Genomic DNA, 17,644 nt, shown 5'->3' on the forward strand with positions numbered 1-17,644 from the left:
CCGGGATCAGCCGCGCAGCCCGCTCGCCCGCAGCACCCGCCGCGAGATCCCGGCCTGCAGCGCCTCTGCCGTACCGATGATCCGCACCCGCTGCCGGGCGCGAGTGATCGCGGTATAGAGCAGTTCACGGGTCAGCAGCGTCGACTCCGGGCCAGGCAGCACGATCGTCACCGCACCGTACTGGCTGCCCTGGCTGCGATGGATGGTCATCGCGTACACCGTGGTGACACCCGGGAACTGCGTGGGATGCACCAGATACGGTTCGCTGCCACGCTGCAGCGCGGCGCGCAGGCCACCGTCGCCGGACCGCACGATGACACCGGTGTCGCCGTTGTAGATGCGAGCCTCGTGGTCGTTGGCGGTCACGAGCAGGGGTTGGCCGGGAAACCACTGTCCGGCAGCGGATTCCGTGCCGATTCCGGCCCCGGCGACCCAGCCGCCGGCCATCCGGTCCCATCGTTCGACACCGAACGGCCCCTGCCGGTGCGCGCACAGCAGGCGATGCGATTCCATCGCCCGCAGCGCCGCCGCGTCGTCCCCGGCCTCGGCGGCGGTGGTGGATTCGCGGGCGGCGCGGACCACGTCGGCGCGCACATCGGCGATGTCGTCGGGTTCGTGCAGGGACAGTTCCGCACCGCCGTCGTGCAGCAGCGCGAGCGCCGTCTCGGCGTCGCCGGCGCGCACCGCCACCGCCAGATCGGCGATCCGGCCACCGAACCGGCGGCCGCGGGTCAGGCGAATCATGCCGCCGCGCAATCTGTTTCGCTCCCGCTCACTGAGATCCTCGGCGCCTGCCACCGGTCCCGAGCCGGTGTCCAGGATCCGCTCGAGGATCGGATTCGGCGGGCCGGCCACCGGGCCAGCGACCAGATCGGCGAGGACGGCACCGGCGTCGACCGAGGCGAGCTGGTCCGGGTCGCCGACGAGGACCAGCCGTGCGTCCGGGCGCACGGCCGGCAGCAGCCTGCTCATCATGGTCAGTGACACCATGGAGGTTTCGTCGACGACGATGACGTCGTAGGGCAGCCGATTGTGGGCGTGATGGCGGAAGCGGGTCGTGCCGCCGCGCTGCCAGCCCAGCAGCCGGTGCACAGTGGCCGCGGTCAGCTCCGGGAGGTCGAGATCGCGGGCCTGGTCGCGCACCGATTCCTGCAGGCGCGCAGCGGCTTTGCCGGTCGGCGCGGCCAGTGCGATACGCAGGGGCGCCGTGTCGGCGACCGCGCGCTGATGAGCGACCAGCAGTGCCAGGATGCGGGCGATGGTGTGGGTCTTACCGGTGCCGGGCCCACCGGCGACCACCGTGGTCCAGCTGGTGGCGGCGACGGCGGCGGCGATGCGCTGGCGGTCCGGGGCGGCGCCGGGCCCGCCCGTACCGGGGAACAGCCGGTCCAGTTCCCGGCGCACGGTGTCCGGGTCGACGAGCGGATGCCCGTGCGCACGGTCCGCGAGCACCTCGCGGATCGTCTGCTCCTGCCGGTAGTAGCGGTCCAGATACAGCAGCGGCCCGCCTTCGGAGTCGACCAGCCGCAGCGGGCACAGCGGTCCGGCCGGGCTGCCGCACACCAGCGGGCTCGCGCGCAACTGCTCGCACAGGCTGTCGACCTCCGGCCAGGGCAGCAGAGCGGGGTCGATCGGCTCCGCCTCGCCGAGGTCGAAACCCTCGCCGTCGACACCGATTTCGTGCATGCGCCGCAATTCCAGGCACACCGATCCCGATCGCACCGCACGCACGGCGAGCGCGGCGGCCAGCAGCACCTGCTCGCCGGATTCACCGCCGAGCTTGCCCAGCCGCAACGCCACGTGCACATCGGCCGCCGACAGCACCCCGGCGGTATTGAAGGTTCGCAGCAGCCCGGTAGCGCGCTGCGCCAGTGCGATCGCCGTCATCGGCCCTCCTGGCCGGCCAGCAGATCCGACAGCGCCTCGATCAGTTCGGCCGGTGGGTCCCAGTCGAAGACGCCGTGGCCGGGCGGGGTGCAGGGGCCGATCATGCCGCGCACGAACAGATAGCGCACCCCGCCGAGGTGGCGAGCCGGGTCGTAGCCGGGCAGGCGCCAGCGCAGATAGCGGTGCAGCGCCGCCGAATACAGCAGCGCCTGCAGCGGATAGTGCGAGCGCATCATCTCCTCGGCCATGCGGTCGCGTCGATAGTGCGCGACGGTCAGGTCACCGGTGCCCAGCCGGTTGGTCTTGTAGTCGACGACGAGGAAGCGGGGGCCGTCGGTCCGCAGCACCGCGTCGATACTTCCGGTCAGATATCCGCGCAGCGGAATGTCGTCGAGCAGATCGAGGGCGTCGGCGTAGGAGGCGAACGGATCGTCGGACCGCAGATATTTCCGCAGCAGGGCGCCGATGCGCCGGACCGTCACCCGCTCCGCCACCGGGTCGTCACCGCCGGCGAGCGGCAGTTCGAATTCCAATTCGTTCAGTCGATCCCGCGACCGGATGTCGGCCAGCGCGACCGGATCGCACGGCGTGCGCAGCACCGCGACGAGCGCGCGGGCGAGGTCACCGGGCTCGATATCGGCCATGAGTTGCTCGACGGCTTCCTCGCAGCGCAACCGGACCTCGGCGGCCAGATCCGGCGCATCGGTGTCGACCAGCTCGAGCACGCCGTGCACCAGCGTGCCGAATTCGGCGCCGTACGGCAGGTCGTTCATCAATGACGGTGCCGCACCGGCGAATTCGTCCCCCGCCCCGAGCCCGGGACCGAGTTCCGGCGCCGGCGACAGCGGCTCGTCGGTGCCGCCCTCGACGGTATCGGGCGCCACGAAATCCATTGCAACATGGGAATTTTCGTGCGCAGATGCGGTGAGCGCCGAGTACGAGGTACGGCGCCAGTCGTGGTCGACCGCGCGGGTGAACCGCGCGGCCTCGAGTGCCGTGCCGGCGGTGTGGCCGCGTTCGGTGCGCATCCGCGCCTCGACCGCCGCGCGGACGGGCTCGATCTCGATCAGGCCGGGACCGGCGGCCGCGGCCCATTCGCGCAACTGCTGCAGCACGATCGGGTCCGCGGGCACCTCACTGCGGGCCGGAACGTCGGCGCTGCCGGGGTCGCGGCCCAGGATCATCCGATGCAGCGGCGCGGCGGCCGTACCGTACGCCGGCGCCCACCACGCCACCACCTGGCACTGCGCCCGGGTCACCGCGACGTACAGCAGCCGCAATTCCTCCCCCGCTTCCTCGGCCTCACAGCGGCGGCGGTGCTCGGCGTAACCGGGCGCCTCCGGGCCACCGACGTCCAGGACCCGTTCGTCGCCGTCGTGGAACAGCAGCGTCGACGGATTGGGGTTCTTCGCGCCGTCCCATGCGAAGGGCAGATAGACGACGGGGAATTCCAGGCCCTTACTGGCGTGCACGGTGGCGATCTGCACCGCGGCGGCATCGCGGTCGAGACGGCGGCTGCGTCCCGCGACGGCGCCCGAGGCCGGATCACGGACCCGGTCGGCCAGCCAGCGGGTCAGCGCGGTGAGCCCGAGCGATTCCCGCGCGGCGACCTCGTCGAGCAGTTGCGCGATATGCCGCAGATCGGTCAGGCGCCGTTCGCCGCCGCTCTGGGCCAGCAGTCGCGGCGCGGGCTGGGCCTGGGCGGACAGCCGGTCGAACACGGCCGCGAAACCGGAGCGGGCGAACAGCCGGGCTGCGTCGCGCAACTGGGTGCTGAGCCGGCCCACCAGATCCGCGCCACCGGCGTCGATATCGGCCGCGGACAGCCCGAGCAGCGGGGTGGTGGCGGCCAGCCGGACCCGGTCACCGCGGTGCGGTTGTTCCAGCGCGCGCAGCACCCACAGCCAGTCGGTGGCGCTGCGGGTGGCGAAAACGCTGGCGCCACCGGCGAGTACGGAGGCGACTCCGGCGCGGTCCAGTTCCGCGCGCACCAGGTCGATCTGCGCGCGGGTGCGGACCAGCACGGCGATGTCGCCGGGTCCCAGCGCACGGTCGCCGATGCGCGCGCCGGACTCGAGGGTGCGAACGATATCGGCGGCGAGGTCGGTAGCCACCCGATCGCGCTGGCGGCCCACCACCGGGAACCCGCTGCCGTTCAACGCTCCGGCGCCCTGGCGGGGAAAACATCTGAGCCGCAACGGAACCGCCGCGCCATCGGGGCCGGTGAGCCGGCTGTGCGGCCGCACCGCCGTGACCTGGGGCACCGTGATCTGCGCATGTCCGAGGGCGGCGCCGCCGAGCATGTGGTGCAGTGCCGCCAGCAGACCGGCGTCGCTGCGACGGTTGGTATCGAGTTCGCGGCGGGTGTCGGCGTGGGCCACGGCGTCCAGGTAACTGAGGACCTCGGCGCCGCGGAAGGCGTAGATCGCCTGTTTCGGATCGCCGACCAGCACCAGGGTCGTGTGGTCGTGGAAGACCCGCCGCAGGATGTCCCATTGCAGGGGATCGGTGTCCTGGAATTCGTCGACCAGTGTCACGCGGAAGCGGGCGCGGATGCGGCGGCACGCGCGCTCGCCGTGTACCGGGTCGGCGAGTACGTCGTGCAGCAGCACCAGCTGGTCGTCGAAGTCGCGGATGCCCGAAAGCCGTTTGCGCCGATCGACTTCCGCGCGCACCGCGGCCGCGAACGCCGCCGCCTCGGCCGCCGGGTGATCGCCGAGCTCCTCCCCCGGCACCAGCCGCGCGCGCCGGTCCGCGACCGCCGCCGCCGCCAGCGACAGCGCCTGCCGCACCGGCATCGGCGCGCCGCCACGAGCGTAGCGGGCCAGGTACAGATCCTCGGCGACCGTGCTCACCAGTTCCTCGATGCCCTCGACCAGCCGCACCCGCGGATCGTGTTCGCCCGCGATGCCGAGTTCGTCGAGCATGCGCTGACAGAACCCGTGCGTGGTGGAGATGGTGCCGGCATCGAAATCCGACAGCGCCGCGACCAGGCGCCGGCGCCGCCGCGCCACCTCTGCCGGATCGGCAGCGGCGAGATGGGCGATCAACTCGTCGGTTCCGGCGCGCGCGGCCTCCGGATCGCCGAGCGCGGCCGCCACCGTGACGAACCGCTCCCGCGTCCGTTCCCGCAACTCCTGGGTCGCCGCCCGGCTGAAGGTCACCAGCAGCAACTGCGAGATGTCGACCAGCCCCTCGGCGACGAACCGCACCGCCAGCCCGACGATCGCGTAGGTCTTGCCGGTGCCCGCGCTCGCCTCGAGAACGGTTGTCCCCGTGGGCAGGTCACCGCACAGATCGAACTGGCCGAACGATGCGGACCCACCCGCGCGGACACTGCTCGAACGCAGAGCGCGCATGCGCCCGGGATCGGGGGATGCACCGTCTCCGCGGTTCGACGACGCGGGGACGGGCGCCGGTTCGGAAGGCGCATCGGGATTGTCCGCCCCGTCGCCGGACCGCACCTCCTCCACAGCGAAAAGCTCTCCGACGTCGGCTGTCTCGTTCGTGGTGCGAGTGTGTCGGCGGGTGGTGGTGGTCGTGTGCGCCGCCGCTTCCGGGGCGCGCAGATCGGCGACGGGGAACAGTTCCTCGGTCATGGCTGCCCCTGGGATTCGTTGGCCAGCAGCGGATTCCACAGTCGCCGGGCCACCGAGCCGAAGGTGGTGGTCTCGCCGTAGCGGTCCGGTTCCGGCAGTGGGGTTTCCAGTTGCTCGAAGGTCGGTTCGGGTCCTCGGAGGTAGGTCAGGTAGCGGTCGGTGTGATCACCGAACGGGCGCGGCCCCTTCGGCCCGCCGTAGAACTCCTCTTCCGCGGCCGCGCGGGCGGAGTCGAGATCGGCTCCGCGGCAGCGGCGTTCGGCGTACACCGCCGAGGCCGACGGCGCGAACGACAGTGGTTCGGCCAAACCCTCCTCGCGCAGGTCGACCAGCTCGCGCAGCAGGTCCGCGGCGAGCGCGGGGGCCGGTGCGGTCAGCGACGAACGCCAGGCCGGGCGGCCGAACTTGCCGCGCCCGATGCTCACGGCCTGCCAGCTCTGATGGCGTTCGGTGGCGGCCAGCGCCAGCAGCCGCACCCACGCCGCCATCCGATGTTTGGGCGCGAGCCGCGAATAGGTGGCGCGCACGACGGCGTCGTCGTGCACATCGGCGACCGTCCCGGTCAGCCGCCGCCCCGACCCCAGATCCACCGCGATATCGATGGTTCGCGCCGGCGCCTGCTGCAGTGGCGCGGCGACCTGCACCAGCCGGTCCACGGTGGATTCCACCTCGGCCAGCACCGAAGCGCCGAGACCGAACGGCGGCAGTGTGCCGCGCCGCCATTCCGCGGCGCGCAGGGCGCCCGGATCGGCGCCGGTGAGCCGGGCCGCCAGCATGCGTTCGCCGATGTTCCAGGTGGCCAGCCCGGTCAGTTCGATGGGCAGGCGCTCGTCGATGTCCTCGTCCTCCTCCGGCACTCGGATGCCCAGCCGCTGCCACAGGAACGCCCGGATCGGATGTTCGGCGAACGACACCAGCTCCGCCAGTTCCACATCCGCGCGCGCCACGGCGGGCAGTGGGCCGGGCAGCCACGGCGGGCTCGGTTGCGCGGGGCGAGCCGCGGCGCGGGCCGCGGCCAGCGCGAGGGTGTCGAAACCGAACGGGTCGAGCGCGTCGAAATTGCGGCCGTCGTAGGCCTGCAGCGGATGCCGCCGCACCACCTCACCGGCCCCGCGGTGGGCGCGCACCACGTCGATCAGTTCCGCGAGCGGTGTCACCGGCGGCCGGGGCGTACCGGTCACCGGATCGGCACCGGTGTAGAGCACCACCAGATGCTGTTCGGCGGCGAGGACGGCATCGAGCAGCAGCCCGCGATCCTCGCTGCGCGGATCGCGTTCTCCGACAAGCGGTTCCCGCGCGGTGACGTCGTCGCCGTCGATGCCGCCGGTGCGCGGGAACACCTCGTCGTCGAGCCCGAGCAGCACCACCACCCGATGCGGAACCGACCGCATCGGCGCCAGCGCGCAGACGGTGAGCTCACCGGTGCGGTAATTGGAGCGCGGCGCCCGGGCCCGGGACCGCGCCCGCAGGGCGGCGACCACATCGGGCAGCCGCAACTCGGCCGCCTCCGCGTGCTCGAAGGCGGCGGCCAGTTCCCGGCGCGCCTGCACTCCCTGCCAGGCCGCGGCGGCCGGCAGATCGGTGAGCAGATCGAGCGCGCGATGCAGGATCTGCAGCCACTGCCGGGCGGGTCGCGGCGCACCGGCGGGTTCGGCCGGGGTGGGTCCGTTCAGATCGCGCACACAGACCGCGAGCCGGTCGACGAATTCGGCGAAACGCCCGGCCAGGTCCACATCGCCGGAGTCGACGTCGTCCAGCGGCAGCGCCAGATCCAGCCAGTCCTCGCCCGATTCCCCCGCGGCGACGCCGAGCAGAATGCGGTCGACCGCCGCGTTGAGGGTGTTCTGGCCGAATTCGGCGAGTCCGAAGGCCTGCCGCTGCCGTTGCCCGATCCCCCAGCGGGCGCCGGTTTCGGCGGCCCATTCGCGCAGCCGCTCGATATCGTCGTCGTCGAATCCGCAGCGATACCGGACGGGTTCAGTGGCCGCGAGGTCGAGCACCTGGGTGACGCCGACACGTCCCTCGGCCAGCGCCAGCAGATCCTCCAGCACCGCGAGCACCGAATTCGCCGCGCCCGCACTGCGTTCGGCGGGCCGCACCCGTAAGCCGTGCGCCGGATTCGCGTCGGGGTCGTCGAGGGCGGCGGGCCCCTGGCCGAAGGCGGCCCGCACCAGCGGGGCGTAACCGTCGGGATCGGGGCACAGCACGATCACATCGCGCGGTTCGAGGGTGGGATCACGCTGGAAGAGGCCGAGCAGGACATCGCGCAACACCTCCACCTGCCGGGCGGGGCCGTGGCAGGCGTGGATCTGCACGCTGTCGTCGGCGTCGCGCGTCACCGGTGGCCAGCGGTCCGCGCGGATGGCCGCCTGCACCTCGGAAAGCACTGTGCCCGTACCCTTTTCGACACCGGAACCAGGCTGATGGTGCTGGTCGGCGAAATCCACGGTCGCCAGCCTGTTCTGCACCTCGCGCACATCGCGGCCCAGCGCCGCCAGCAGCGGATGCCGGGCGATCGGATCGGCCACCACCCGCCGGGGTGCCGCGGGACAGGTTCGCACGATCGTCGCGGCGCCCGCGAGCCCGGCAGCACCTTCCGCGGTCTCGTCGGATCCGGCCGCGCCACCAGCCGCCGGACGGGCGACCTCGACCCCCTCCGCCGCGGCATCCGTGTCCGACCGCAACCGCTCCCACAGCGCCGGGCTGGGATGGGCCAGCCAGAGGTGCACGTCGCGGTGTTCGGCCACCGCCTCGAGTACCGCGAGCTGCGCGGCCGCGATCCGAGGCAGTCCGAAGACCGAAAGACGCTGCGGCAGATCGATACTCGCGGGATCGGTGCGCAGCCGGCGGCAGACGGCGTCGAGCCGCTGCGCCGGTGCGGGAACGCCGATCGCCTCGCGTACCCGCCGCCACAGTCGCGGCTGCCACAGCAGGTCGTCGGGCAGGTCGGCGCCGCAGCCGTCGGTGTCGGCACCGTCGGCCCAGTCGGTGATCAGGGTGGGGCGGGTGGTGCCATAGGTGTCGAAGAGGGTCGCGATATGCGTCGCGGTGCCCAGCCGCCGCCCCGCCCGGTACGCCTCGGCCGGCCCGGCGCCCACGCCCAGATGCCGGGCCAGCACCGCCGCCCACGGCTCACCGACCGCGGCATCCATCGCCGCCAGTACGGGCCACACCAGCCGGTCGGGCGCCCACGGGTCGGCGTCGGCGGCGATATCGGAGGCCGTGGCCGAGATGCCGGCGACCAGTGCCGCAGGGGTCGGATAGTCGATGTTGGCGGCCACGCCGTCGCCGGTTCGCGCGCCCAGGGTCACCGCGAGCCGCTGGTTGAGCCAGCGTTGCACGCCGTGCGCGCCGACCGCGACGACCTCGGCGGCGAAAGGATCCGGCAGCGGATGCGACAGCATCGCGGCGAGCGCGTCGGCGAGCGTGCGCGCCGACTCGGCCCGGTGGATGTGCAGCACCTGCGCACCGCCTCTCTGTCCCTCGCGCGCGATCCCTTGTCGCGGTGATGCGGCGCGCCCGATCCTACAAACCCGGCCACCGCTCCCGGCGACACCGACCCGCCTCGGAGCGCCGCACTCCGCGAACGCTGCGGTTTGAGCCGGCCGCAACCGTCCCGCCAACGCCCGTTACCACCGATTTGCACTTCTTCGCAGCATGTCACCAAACATTCGGCAACACAATCGAATCCGGCCATCATGACCATTCGGCTATCACGAACGCAATCCGCCACCGCGTGTCACCCGCATACCGGGTCCGCCGTGTGCGACAGTGCTCTGCGGGGAGGTTTCGGGAGAAGCGGTATCGAAAGGCTGGTTCGATTCATGTCTGCGACGGTGGTCCCCCTCGTACCCAGATCCGGGTTCACGGTACGGCGATCGGGCGAGACGTGGGAATTGATCAACTCCCGGCACTACGGCCGCGGCGTGGTGCTGCACAGCTGGGCCCGCGACGGACATTCCGAGGCCTTCGAGCACTGCTATCGGCTCAACGGCCGCAGCGTCGAGGAATTGCTCGCAGCATTCCGCTGACCTGCGTCATTGCGGTCGATATGGCCGAAATGCGCTGGCCCGCAACGATCTTTGCGTAGCTAGCACATCCGCAGGCCGACCTCAAGACGTGCGTGATCGGCGCATTTGTGGCTATTGTGGCTCACCGTGCGTTATCCCCGGACCGCGTCCCGCGGCATTCGAACCACCCGCCTGGCCGCCGGCGCCTGCGTCGTCGCCGCCGCGCTGATGGCGGGCACCCCCGTGCTGGATCCCGCTCCGGCCGCCGCGGTCCCGCTGCGCATGCAGGGCTGCCGCGACGGCTTCGACTGCGATATGAGCAGCCGGATCGCGGCCGTCGACAACTATCTGGCCTCCCGGCCCGGCGTCACCGGCTATGTGGTGCGTGACCGCGTCACCGGCGGTACCTACGCCAACGGCAACGCCGAGACCCTGTTCTGGACCGCCTCCACCATCAAACTGGCCATCGCCGAGGATCTGCTGAACCGGGCGCGGGTCGGCGCGATCGCGCTCACGCCCGAGGACCGCACCCAGATGGAGTCCATGCTGGCGACCTCCAACGACGCCGCGGCGGACTTCCTGTGGAACAAGTACGCGGGCCCGGACCGGCAGGCGTTCAACAACGCCTTCCGCGCCAACGGGATGACCGGGCTGGTGCCGCGCCCGACCAACGGCAATGGGCATCTGTTCCCGGACTGGGGTTTTCAGCAGTGCACGCCGTCCGATCTGGATCGGCTGATGAACAACGTGCTCGACCACATGAACCCCGACGACCGCGGCTATCTGCTCGACCGGATGCGCAAGGTCGACACCAATCAGCACTGGGGCGTGTGGGGCGCCGGCGACGCCAACCACCCCGGCCTCAAGAACGGCTGGTCCGACGAGAACGGCGGCTGGGTGGTCAACTCGGTCGGCTTCGCCGGGCCCGGTGAGCGCTACACCCTCGCGGTGATGAACTCGCTCGGCGACCAGGGCGGCTACACCGACGGCGAGGAGACCACCACGCACGTCGCGCAGCTGCTGTTCGCCGGTCGGTGAGCCGTACCGACTTCACTGCGGTGAGCCGCATCGACGTCACAGCCGCGACAGTCGCATCGGCGCCCCGTCGCGCGGGAACGGGATGGTGTTGAAGCCCCACGGCATCAGATAGTCGTCGGGGATGTGCCAGCGGTAGGCGCGTACCATCGCGGCGATGACCACCTTCACCTCGAGGGTGCCGAAATGCATGCCGATACATTTGTGCGCCCCCGCGCCGAACGGCATCCACGCCAGCCGGTGCGATTTGTCCTCGCGCCGGCCCTCGGTGAACCGCTCCGGGTCGAAACGCGCGGGATGCGACCACAATTCGGGGATCAGATGGTTGACGCCGTAGGCGACGTCGACGTGGGTTCCGGCCGGAATGTAGTGACCGGCCACCTCGGTGTCGCGTACGGCGCGGCGCACCAGGCCCGGCACCGGCGGCACCAGCCGCAGGCTCTCCTTGATCACCAGATCCAGATCCCGCAGGCGATCCAGGTCGGCGATCGTCGGCGGCGCGCCGTCGAGCTCGTCGAACAGCGCCTGCGCCTCGGCGCGCACCCGCTGCTGCCAGTCCGGGTGCCGGCCCAGGTAGTAGGCGACCGAGGTCGCGGTGGTGGTGGTGGTGTCGTGGGCGGCCATGATCAGGAAGATCATGTGATTGACGACGTCGGCGTCGGAGAACATCGCACCGTCCTCGGCGCGGGCGTGACACAGCGCGGAGAAGAAGTCCGCACCCGCTTCCCGACGCTTCTGCGGCACCATCGCGGTGAAGTACTCCTCGAGCGTCCGGCGCCCGCGCAGGCCGGCGCGCCACGCACCGCCGGGCACCGGATAGCGCACCAGCGCCAGCGGTGCGTGGGTGCAGTCGAGGAAGGCCTGTCCGAGCCGGTGGCGTTGTGGCCCGGCGTCGACCCCCATGAAGGTTTCGGTCGCGATCTCGAGAGTGAGATCTTTCACTGTCGGATACAACCGCAGGGTGCGCGCACCGGCCGGACTCCAGCGCTCGACGGCCGCCTCGACCACCGGGCTCAGTTGCGCCAGATGCGATTCCAGCCGCTCGCGGGTGAACGCCTGCTGCATGATGCGCCGGTGGAACATGTGCTCGGAGAATTCCAGCAGCAGCAGTCCGCGGCGGAAGAACGAGCCGATCAGGAAGTCCCAGCCCTGCCCGAAATCGTTGCGCCGCTTGCCGAGTACCTCGTCGACGGCCTGCGGACCGGCGACGAGGACACGGTCGATACCGAAGGATTTGTTGTAGCTGACCGGGCCGTAGCGGCGGTAGCGGTCGTACATCTCGGCCGGACCCCAGCGCAGATACTGCAGCGAGCGGCCCAGCACCGGCAGTCCGGCGTCGCCGCGCACGGCCGACGCCGCACTGCCCCGCGGCGGTGTCGCCAGGACCTGTTCCCGGGCCGGTAATCGGTGCAGCAGCCGGTCGATGGGACGGCCGTCCGGAATTTCGATGAAGCCGATGTTCTCCCGCTCGGCGGCGGAGGGACGCGGGTCGACGCTGACCATGACTGATGCCTCCCGAATACAGCGACCGCGCCACGCCGCCCGGCCGCAAAAAAGTACACCTCGTACATTAGAGGTAGTATCGCGCTGTGACAAGGGACACAGAAATTCGGCGTCCAGGCCGCCCGCCCGGGCCACCCCGGGATCCCGACCGCCGACGCGCGGAGATCCTCGACGCGGCCGAGCGGGTGGTGGCCGGCTCCGGATCGCGCATGACGATCGCGCAGGTCGCCACCGAGGCCGGATACGCGCGCACCGCGGTATACGCGGTGTTCCCGGACCTCCCGGCGCTGATCGATGCGCTGGCCGAGCGACATATGAACGCGATCATCGCCGCCGCCGACCATCTCCTGGCACAGCCGCTACCCGCGCGGCAGCTGCTGCGGGCGGTCGTCACCCTGATGTGCGATTTCGTCGACGCCAATCCCAACCTGCACCACGTCATGATGCAGCGGCTCGAGCGCGGCGACGCCGAGCACCGGCCGTTCTTCACCCGCGTATCCGATTGGGCGACATCGATTTTCGACATCATCCTGCGCCGCCTCGACGCCGACCCGGCGCTGGCGCGGATCTGGGCGACCGCCACCGTCGGCGCCATTCTCATGTCGGCCGAGGCCTGGATACAGCAGCCGACCCGCTCCCGCGCCGAATTCGTCGATCAACTCGCGGCCTTCCTGTGGCCGACCGTGGAGAGCATCGGCGGCGACCGCCTCGTCGGGCCGCTGGTGGGCGCGGCCGAGCCGGTGCCGAAGTGATCGCATACCCGCCCCGTGCGGGCCGAAACCGGGGCCCGAGGCGCGGACGCGCCGACATTCGGTGCTCGTCGTGACTGCCTCCGGGCAGCCGACTACCGTTGAGCCTGTCGTAGACCGAACGTCCGGCGAGGAGCGCTGATGGGAACCGAAACTGTCGAGAACCGACGCCACCGCGTGGTGGTGATCGGATCCGGCTTCGGCGGCTTGTTCGCGTGCAAACATCTCGAGCACGACAACGTCGATGTCGTACTGATCTCCAAGACCTCCACGCACCTGTTCCAACCGCTGCTCTACCAGGTCGCCACCGGCATCCTGTCCACCGGTGAGATCGCCCCCGCCACCCGCATCGTGCTGCGCAAACACCACAACACGCGGGTGATCCTGGGCGAGGTCCACGATATCGACCTGGTGAACAAGACCGTGACGTCGAAACTGCTCAACCAGGACACCGTCACCTCCTTCGACAGCCTGATCGTCGCGACCGGCGCCCAGCAGTCCTATTTCGGCAACGATCAGTTCGCCACCTACGCGCCGGGCATGAAGACCATCGACGACGCGCTGGAACTGCGCGCGCGCATCCTCGGCTCGTTCGAGGAGGCCGAACTGGCCAAGACCCAGGAGGAGCGCGACCGGTTCCTGACCTTCGTGGTCGTCGGCGCGGGCCCCACCGGCGTCGAACTGGCCGGGCAGATCGCCGAACTCGCCGACCGCACCCTCGTCGGCACCTTCCGTAACATCGATCCGCGCGACGCTCGCGTCCTGCTGGTAGAAGGCGCCGGGGCGGTGCTCGCGCCCATGGGTCCCAAACTCGGCGGCAAGGCCCAGCGCCGCCTCGAGAAGATGGGCGTGGAGATCCAGCTCAACGCCATGGTCACCGATGTCGACGCCCGTGGCGTGACGGTCAAGGACAAGGACGGCACCGAGCGGCGCATCGAGTCGGCGTGCAAGGTGTGGTCGGCCGGTGTGCAGGCCAGTGAACTGGGCAAGATGCTGGCCGAACGGTCCAAGGGCACCGAAACCGACCGGGCCGGGCGGGTCGTGGTCGAACCGGATCTGACGATCAAGGGATATCCGAACGTCTTCGTCGTCGGCGACCTGATGGCGGTGCCCGGCGTACCCGGTCAGGCTCAGGGCGCCATTCAGGGCGCCACCTACGCGGCCAAGCAGATCAAGGCCGAGGTCGCCGGTAAGCAGACCCCGGATCAGCGCAAGCCGTTCAAGTACTTCAACAAGGGCAGTATGGCGACGGTGTCGCGGTTCAACGCCGTCTGCCAGATCGGCAAGCTGGAGTTCTCCGGCTTCCTCGCGTGGCTCATCTGGCTGGTGCTGCACCTGTACTACCTGATCGGTTATCGCAGCCGGACCGTCACCGTGTTCCAGTGGTTCGTCGCCTTCCTCGGCCGCAACCGCGGGCAGATGGCGGCCACCGAACAGTGGGTCTTCGCCCGGCTCGCCCTCGAGGCCATGAACGGCAACGAGACCGACGCCCGGGCGGTCCAGACCGAGGTCGGCAGCACGACTCCGCCCGCCGCACCCGGCGAACCGCCGGCGAAGTCCGCGGTCACTACGCCGGACGGCGAAAAACCCTCGGGCACAAGTGAATCCGGCTCGGGAACGAGCGATACCGACTCCGGCACGAGCGCGTCCACTGCCTCCAGCGAGTCGACGGCCTCCGGCTCGTCGCAGCCGAAAGCGGGCTGAGTACCCCCGTTCATCAACCGCTCGACCGAGGGCCGCGAGCCGATACGCTCGCGGCCCTCGTGTATTCATGTCTGTCGCAGCGCACGGCCGATCCCTCAACCCCGCGGTGGGCCGGCGTTCCTCCTCACCCCGCCGCGGCGGTTGGAGTGCGAAAAGTCGCCGGGGTGTCGGACAGTCGCGCGCCCGTCCACGTCGACAGCGAACCCCCGGCTGCGAGCGGTAGGACCGCGGCGGCCACGCCGATGGTCGCGGCGGGGCTCTCGTCGGGGAATCGCAGTTCGCTGCACAGCGCGCGCGGGGCCGACAGCAGGTCGTCGGCGGCGGTACCGACGCCGAGTTCGAGGCGATGCCGCAGCAGCGGCAGGGCGCAGATGTCGGCGACGAGATCCCCGCACCAGCGACCGTGATCCTCGCCGGTGCGGCCGATCTGCACGCGTTCGCGCAGACGAATCCGGGCATCGGCGGCCAGCCGCACGGTGGTGACCGCGCGATGTTCGGCTCCGCCGGCGACGACCGTCGGTTCCGGATCGAAATCCAATTCGCCGCCCGCGCCGATGTCGAAGGACCACGACGCCGTCGACATCCGAGTGATGCGGCCGGGCAGCACGATCGTCGCCGCCACCGAGCGAACCACCAAACGGGCACCGGGCTCGACCGCGACGCGGATATCGAGTTCGTCCCCGCCGAGCGGCGTGGCCGCGGCACCGATCAGATGCACGGTATCCGGTCCGGTGCAGCGGACCGCCAGCGCGCCGGTGGCCGCCGACCACGGCCGCGCCCCGGCACGCGCGACGATGCGAATCTCAGTGCGCAACAGCGCTTTCCCCGGCCGCCTCGGCGGCCGCCACCGCGTCCAGCTGATCGCGCACCCACGCCAGCACCGGTGTCGCGGCCGGATCCTCGGTCAGTGAGCTGAAGACGAACGGGCGGCCCGCGCGTACCGCCGCGGAATCGCGGCGCATCACCTCGAGGTCGGCGCCGACCATCGGCGCCAGGTCGGTCTTGTTGATCACCAGCAGATCCGAGAACGTCACGCCCGGACCACCCTTGCGCGGCACCTTGTCGCCGCCGGCCACGTCGACGACGAAGATCTGCACATCGATCAGGCCCGCGGAGAAGGTGGCGGTGAGGTTGTCGCCGCCGGATTCGACCAGAATCAGATCCAGCGGCGGATTCGCCTCGATCAGATCGTCGATGGCGTCGAGATTGGCGGTGATGTCGTCGCGAATCGCGGTGTGCGGGCAACCGCCGGTCTGCACCGCGCTGATCCGTTCGTCGGGCAGGACCGCGTGCCGGCGCAGGAAGTCGGCGTCCTCGGTGGTGTAGATGTCGTTGGTCAGTACCGCCAGCGACAGTTCCGCGCGCAGCTGCCGGCACAACGCCGCGACCAGGGCCGTCTTCCCGGATCCGACCGGCCCGCCGATCCCGATGCGAACCGGCTCCCCCGGCGTGCGCACCCGCCTGGGGCGGTCATGGGCGTGATCGTGCGGTTCGCCATCGATCAGATGCGGCGGCATGAGCTCTCCTTCGGGCCTCGACTCTCGACGATCATCGTGGCCGATTCATGTGAACCCGGTGTTACCTCCCCGGCCGGCGAATCTCCGGCCGGCGGTTGCTCCGCCGCGCAGGCTACGACGCGAACAGCGGCATCTCACGGTCGAGATGGCGCTGAGCGAGTACGTCGCCGAGCGGATCGGACAGGGCGGCCGGGCCCATCGTGGCCGTGCGGGCCGTGTCGTCGCACAGCGCGGCCAGCTCCAGCGTGATCGCCGCGACCGCGGCCGGATCGAGTGCGAGCAACCGTTGCGCCGCGGTGGCGGCCCCGGTCATCGTCGTATAGACCACGACCCCGGCGATCTCCACCGGCCGCAGCCCCGCGGCCCTGCCCACGACACCGAACACCGTGGACAGGTGCGGCCGCATGCCCAGGTCGGACCAATCATGCTGCGGCCATACCTGTTTCGCGAGCCGCAACAGTCCACGGCCCTGTGCCCGCGAGGCCGTGCGCGCCGCCGGCGCCGGGGTGCGGGCATCGGCTTCCGCCTCGGCCGCCGAGGGCGTCAGCACGCCCGCGCAGACGGCCGCCGACAACGAGGCCGCGACGAGACCCGTGGTGCGGATCCGGCGCCGCAGATAGGCCGCCACCGTGTCGAGGTCTCGCACGAGCCCGGAACCGACCGCCTCCTCGACCCCGCCCGAATGCACGTGCCCGCCGATGGGCAGCCGCGAGTCGGCGAGCGACATCACCATCGCGAGACTCATGGGCATCTCCTGCGGCCGGGCACGATCTCCGATCCTAGAACCGCGCGGGTCAGCCCGCGGCCGCGAAGTCCGCCGAGGCGCTCACCGCGGCCCATTTCTCGGTTTCCTCGGCCCGGACCCGTCCGGCCGCCCTGGCCGCGGCCAGCGCATCACTGCCCAGCAGCAGGCGGCGTGGCGGTTCGTCCGAGCCGGCCACCTCGACGATGATGCGGGCAGCGCGCGCCGGGTCGCCCGGCTGGGATCCGTCGTTGTCGCGGCGGAAGCGGTGGACGGCGCCGACGGTCGCCTCGTAGTCGGCTCCCACCGGATGGATGGCCATCGAGGCGCCCTGCCAGTCGGTGCGGAAGGCACCCGGCTCGACGATCACGACCCGCACCCCGAACGGGGCCACCTCGCTCGCCAGCACTTCGGAGAATCCCTCGACCGCGAATTTCGCCGTCTGATAGGCGCCCAGCCCGGGCGAACCACCGACGCGGCCGCCGATCGAGGAGATCTGCACGAAGGTCCCCGAGCGCTGGGCCCGCAGCACCGGCAGTGCGGCGCGGGTGACGTGCACGACGCCGAACAGGTTGGTCTCGACCTGCGCCCGGAAATCGTCGGCGGTCATCTCCTCGATCGGTGCGCTGTCGGCGTATCCGGCGTTGTTGACCACGACGTCGAGCGAGCCGAAGGTATCGGTGGCCGCGCGCACCGCGGCCTCGGCCGCCGCCGGGTCGGTGACGTCCAGTCGCACCGGCAGGAGGTGCGGACCGTAGCGCCGCACCACCTCGTCGAGTTGTTCGGGGCGCCGCGCACCGGCGACGACTCGGTGCCCGGCGGCCAGCGCGGCCTCGGTCAGCTCGCGTCCCAGGCCCCGCGACGCACCGGTGATCAGCCATGTTCCGGCCATATTCGT

Annotated in this window: 12 protein-coding genes; 4 read left to right on the forward strand and 8 right to left on the reverse strand. The window is 71.0% G+C overall.

The features are described from left to right. Positions 1-6: 6 nt before the first annotated feature. From recD to recC, 3 genes are all read right to left on the reverse strand, one after another. Positions 7-1,887, reverse strand: coding sequence for an exodeoxyribonuclease V subunit alpha (gene recD, locus NMI01S_RS14135; protein WP_062997325.1), 1,881 nt, complete (start codon positions 1,885-1,887; stop codon positions 7-9). Further along, positions 1,884-5,246 (reverse strand): UvrD-helicase domain-containing protein, encoded by a 3,363-nt coding sequence (locus NMI01S_RS14140; RefSeq protein WP_062997520.1) that lies wholly within the window; start codon positions 5,244-5,246, stop codon positions 1,884-1,886. The genes recD and NMI01S_RS14140 overlap by 4 nt, the downstream gene beginning before the upstream one ends. A gap of 236 nt (positions 5,247-5,482) precedes the next feature. Further along, complete coding sequence (gene recC, locus NMI01S_RS14145; RefSeq protein ID WP_062997327.1) at positions 5,483-8,947, reverse strand: exodeoxyribonuclease V subunit gamma; 3,465 nt, start codon at positions 8,945-8,947, stop codon at positions 5,483-5,485. 363 nt (positions 8,948-9,310) lie between these two features. Between recC and NMI01S_RS14150 the strand changes: the two genes are divergently transcribed. Both NMI01S_RS14150 and NMI01S_RS14155 read left to right on the forward strand, forming a co-directional pair. Further along, a complete protein-coding gene (locus tag NMI01S_RS14150; protein WP_025349494.1) occupies positions 9,311-9,517 on the forward strand; it encodes a hypothetical protein in 207 nt (68 codons plus the stop codon). Between the two features lie 126 nt (positions 9,518-9,643). Next, positions 9,644-10,534 (forward strand): serine hydrolase, encoded by an 891-nt coding sequence (locus NMI01S_RS14155; RefSeq protein ID WP_084512971.1) that lies wholly within the window; start codon positions 9,644-9,646, stop codon positions 10,532-10,534. A gap of 36 nt (positions 10,535-10,570) precedes the next feature. Here NMI01S_RS14155 and NMI01S_RS14160 read toward each other — a convergent pair whose 3' ends face one another. After that, positions 10,571-12,034 (reverse strand): cytochrome P450, encoded by a 1,464-nt coding sequence (locus NMI01S_RS14160; protein ID WP_062997328.1) that lies wholly within the window; start codon positions 12,032-12,034, stop codon positions 10,571-10,573. A gap of 86 nt (positions 12,035-12,120) precedes the next feature. Between NMI01S_RS14160 and NMI01S_RS14165 the strand changes: the two genes are divergently transcribed. Both NMI01S_RS14165 and NMI01S_RS14170 read left to right on the forward strand, forming a co-directional pair. Further along, positions 12,121-12,786, forward strand: a complete 666-nt coding sequence (locus tag NMI01S_RS14165; RefSeq protein WP_157126172.1) for a TetR/AcrR family transcriptional regulator — start codon at positions 12,121-12,123, stop codon at positions 12,784-12,786. A gap of 138 nt (positions 12,787-12,924) precedes the next feature. Then, a complete protein-coding gene (locus NMI01S_RS14170; RefSeq protein WP_084512951.1) occupies positions 12,925-14,487 on the forward strand; it encodes an NAD(P)/FAD-dependent oxidoreductase in 1,563 nt (520 codons plus the stop codon). A 124-nt stretch (positions 14,488-14,611) separates the two neighbouring features. On the opposite strand, the gene NMI01S_RS14175 is transcribed toward NMI01S_RS14170, so the two are convergent. The 4 genes from NMI01S_RS14175 to NMI01S_RS14190 form a co-directional block, all read right to left on the reverse strand. Further along, positions 14,612-15,301 (reverse strand): urease accessory protein UreD, encoded by a 690-nt coding sequence (locus tag NMI01S_RS14175; RefSeq protein ID WP_062997332.1) that lies wholly within the window; start codon positions 15,299-15,301, stop codon positions 14,612-14,614. Then, positions 15,291-16,004 (reverse strand): urease accessory protein UreG, encoded by a 714-nt coding sequence (gene ureG, locus NMI01S_RS14180; protein ID WP_062997334.1) that lies wholly within the window; start codon positions 16,002-16,004, stop codon positions 15,291-15,293. The genes NMI01S_RS14175 and ureG overlap by 11 nt, the downstream gene beginning before the upstream one ends. 112 nt (positions 16,005-16,116) lie before the next feature. After that, complete coding sequence (locus NMI01S_RS14185; RefSeq protein WP_062997336.1) at positions 16,117-16,749, reverse strand: urease accessory protein UreF; 633 nt, start codon at positions 16,747-16,749, stop codon at positions 16,117-16,119. Between the two features lie 49 nt (positions 16,750-16,798). Continuing rightward, positions 16,799-17,638, reverse strand: coding sequence for an oxidoreductase (locus tag NMI01S_RS14190; protein ID WP_062997338.1), 840 nt, complete (start codon positions 17,636-17,638; stop codon positions 16,799-16,801). Positions 17,639-17,644: the final 6 nt, after the last annotated feature.

Source organism: Nocardia mikamii NBRC 108933, from assembly GCF_001613505.1.
Lineage (GTDB): Bacteria > Actinomycetota > Actinomycetes > Mycobacteriales > Mycobacteriaceae > Nocardia > Nocardia mikamii.

Excerpts from the sequence above, each read along its gene's own strand:
- recD (WP_062997325.1), bottom strand. The coding sequence starts at position 1,887 with ATGACGGCGATCGCACTGGCGCAGCGCGCTACCGGGCTGCTGCGAACC.
- NMI01S_RS14140 (WP_062997520.1), bottom strand. The coding sequence starts at position 5,246 with ATGCGCGCTCTGCGTTCGAGCAGTGTCCGCGCGGGTGGGTCCGCATCG.
- NMI01S_RS14150 (WP_025349494.1), top strand. The coding sequence starts at position 9,311 with ATGTCTGCGACGGTGGTCCCCCTCGTACCCAGATCCGGGTTCACGGTA.
- NMI01S_RS14160 (WP_062997328.1), bottom strand. The coding sequence starts at position 12,034 with ATGGTCAGCGTCGACCCGCGTCCCTCCGCCGCCGAGCGGGAGAACATC.
- NMI01S_RS14170 (WP_084512951.1), top strand. The coding sequence starts at position 12,925 with ATGGGAACCGAAACTGTCGAGAACCGACGCCACCGCGTGGTGGTGATC.
- ureG (WP_062997334.1), bottom strand. The coding sequence starts at position 16,004 with ATGCCGCCGCATCTGATCGATGGCGAACCGCACGATCACGCCCATGAC.
- NMI01S_RS14185 (WP_062997336.1), bottom strand. The coding sequence starts at position 16,749 with ATGAGTCTCGCGATGGTGATGTCGCTCGCCGACTCGCGGCTGCCCATC.
- NMI01S_RS14190 (WP_062997338.1), bottom strand. The coding sequence starts at position 17,638 with ATGGCCGGAACATGGCTGATCACCGGTGCGTCGCGGGGCCTGGGACGC.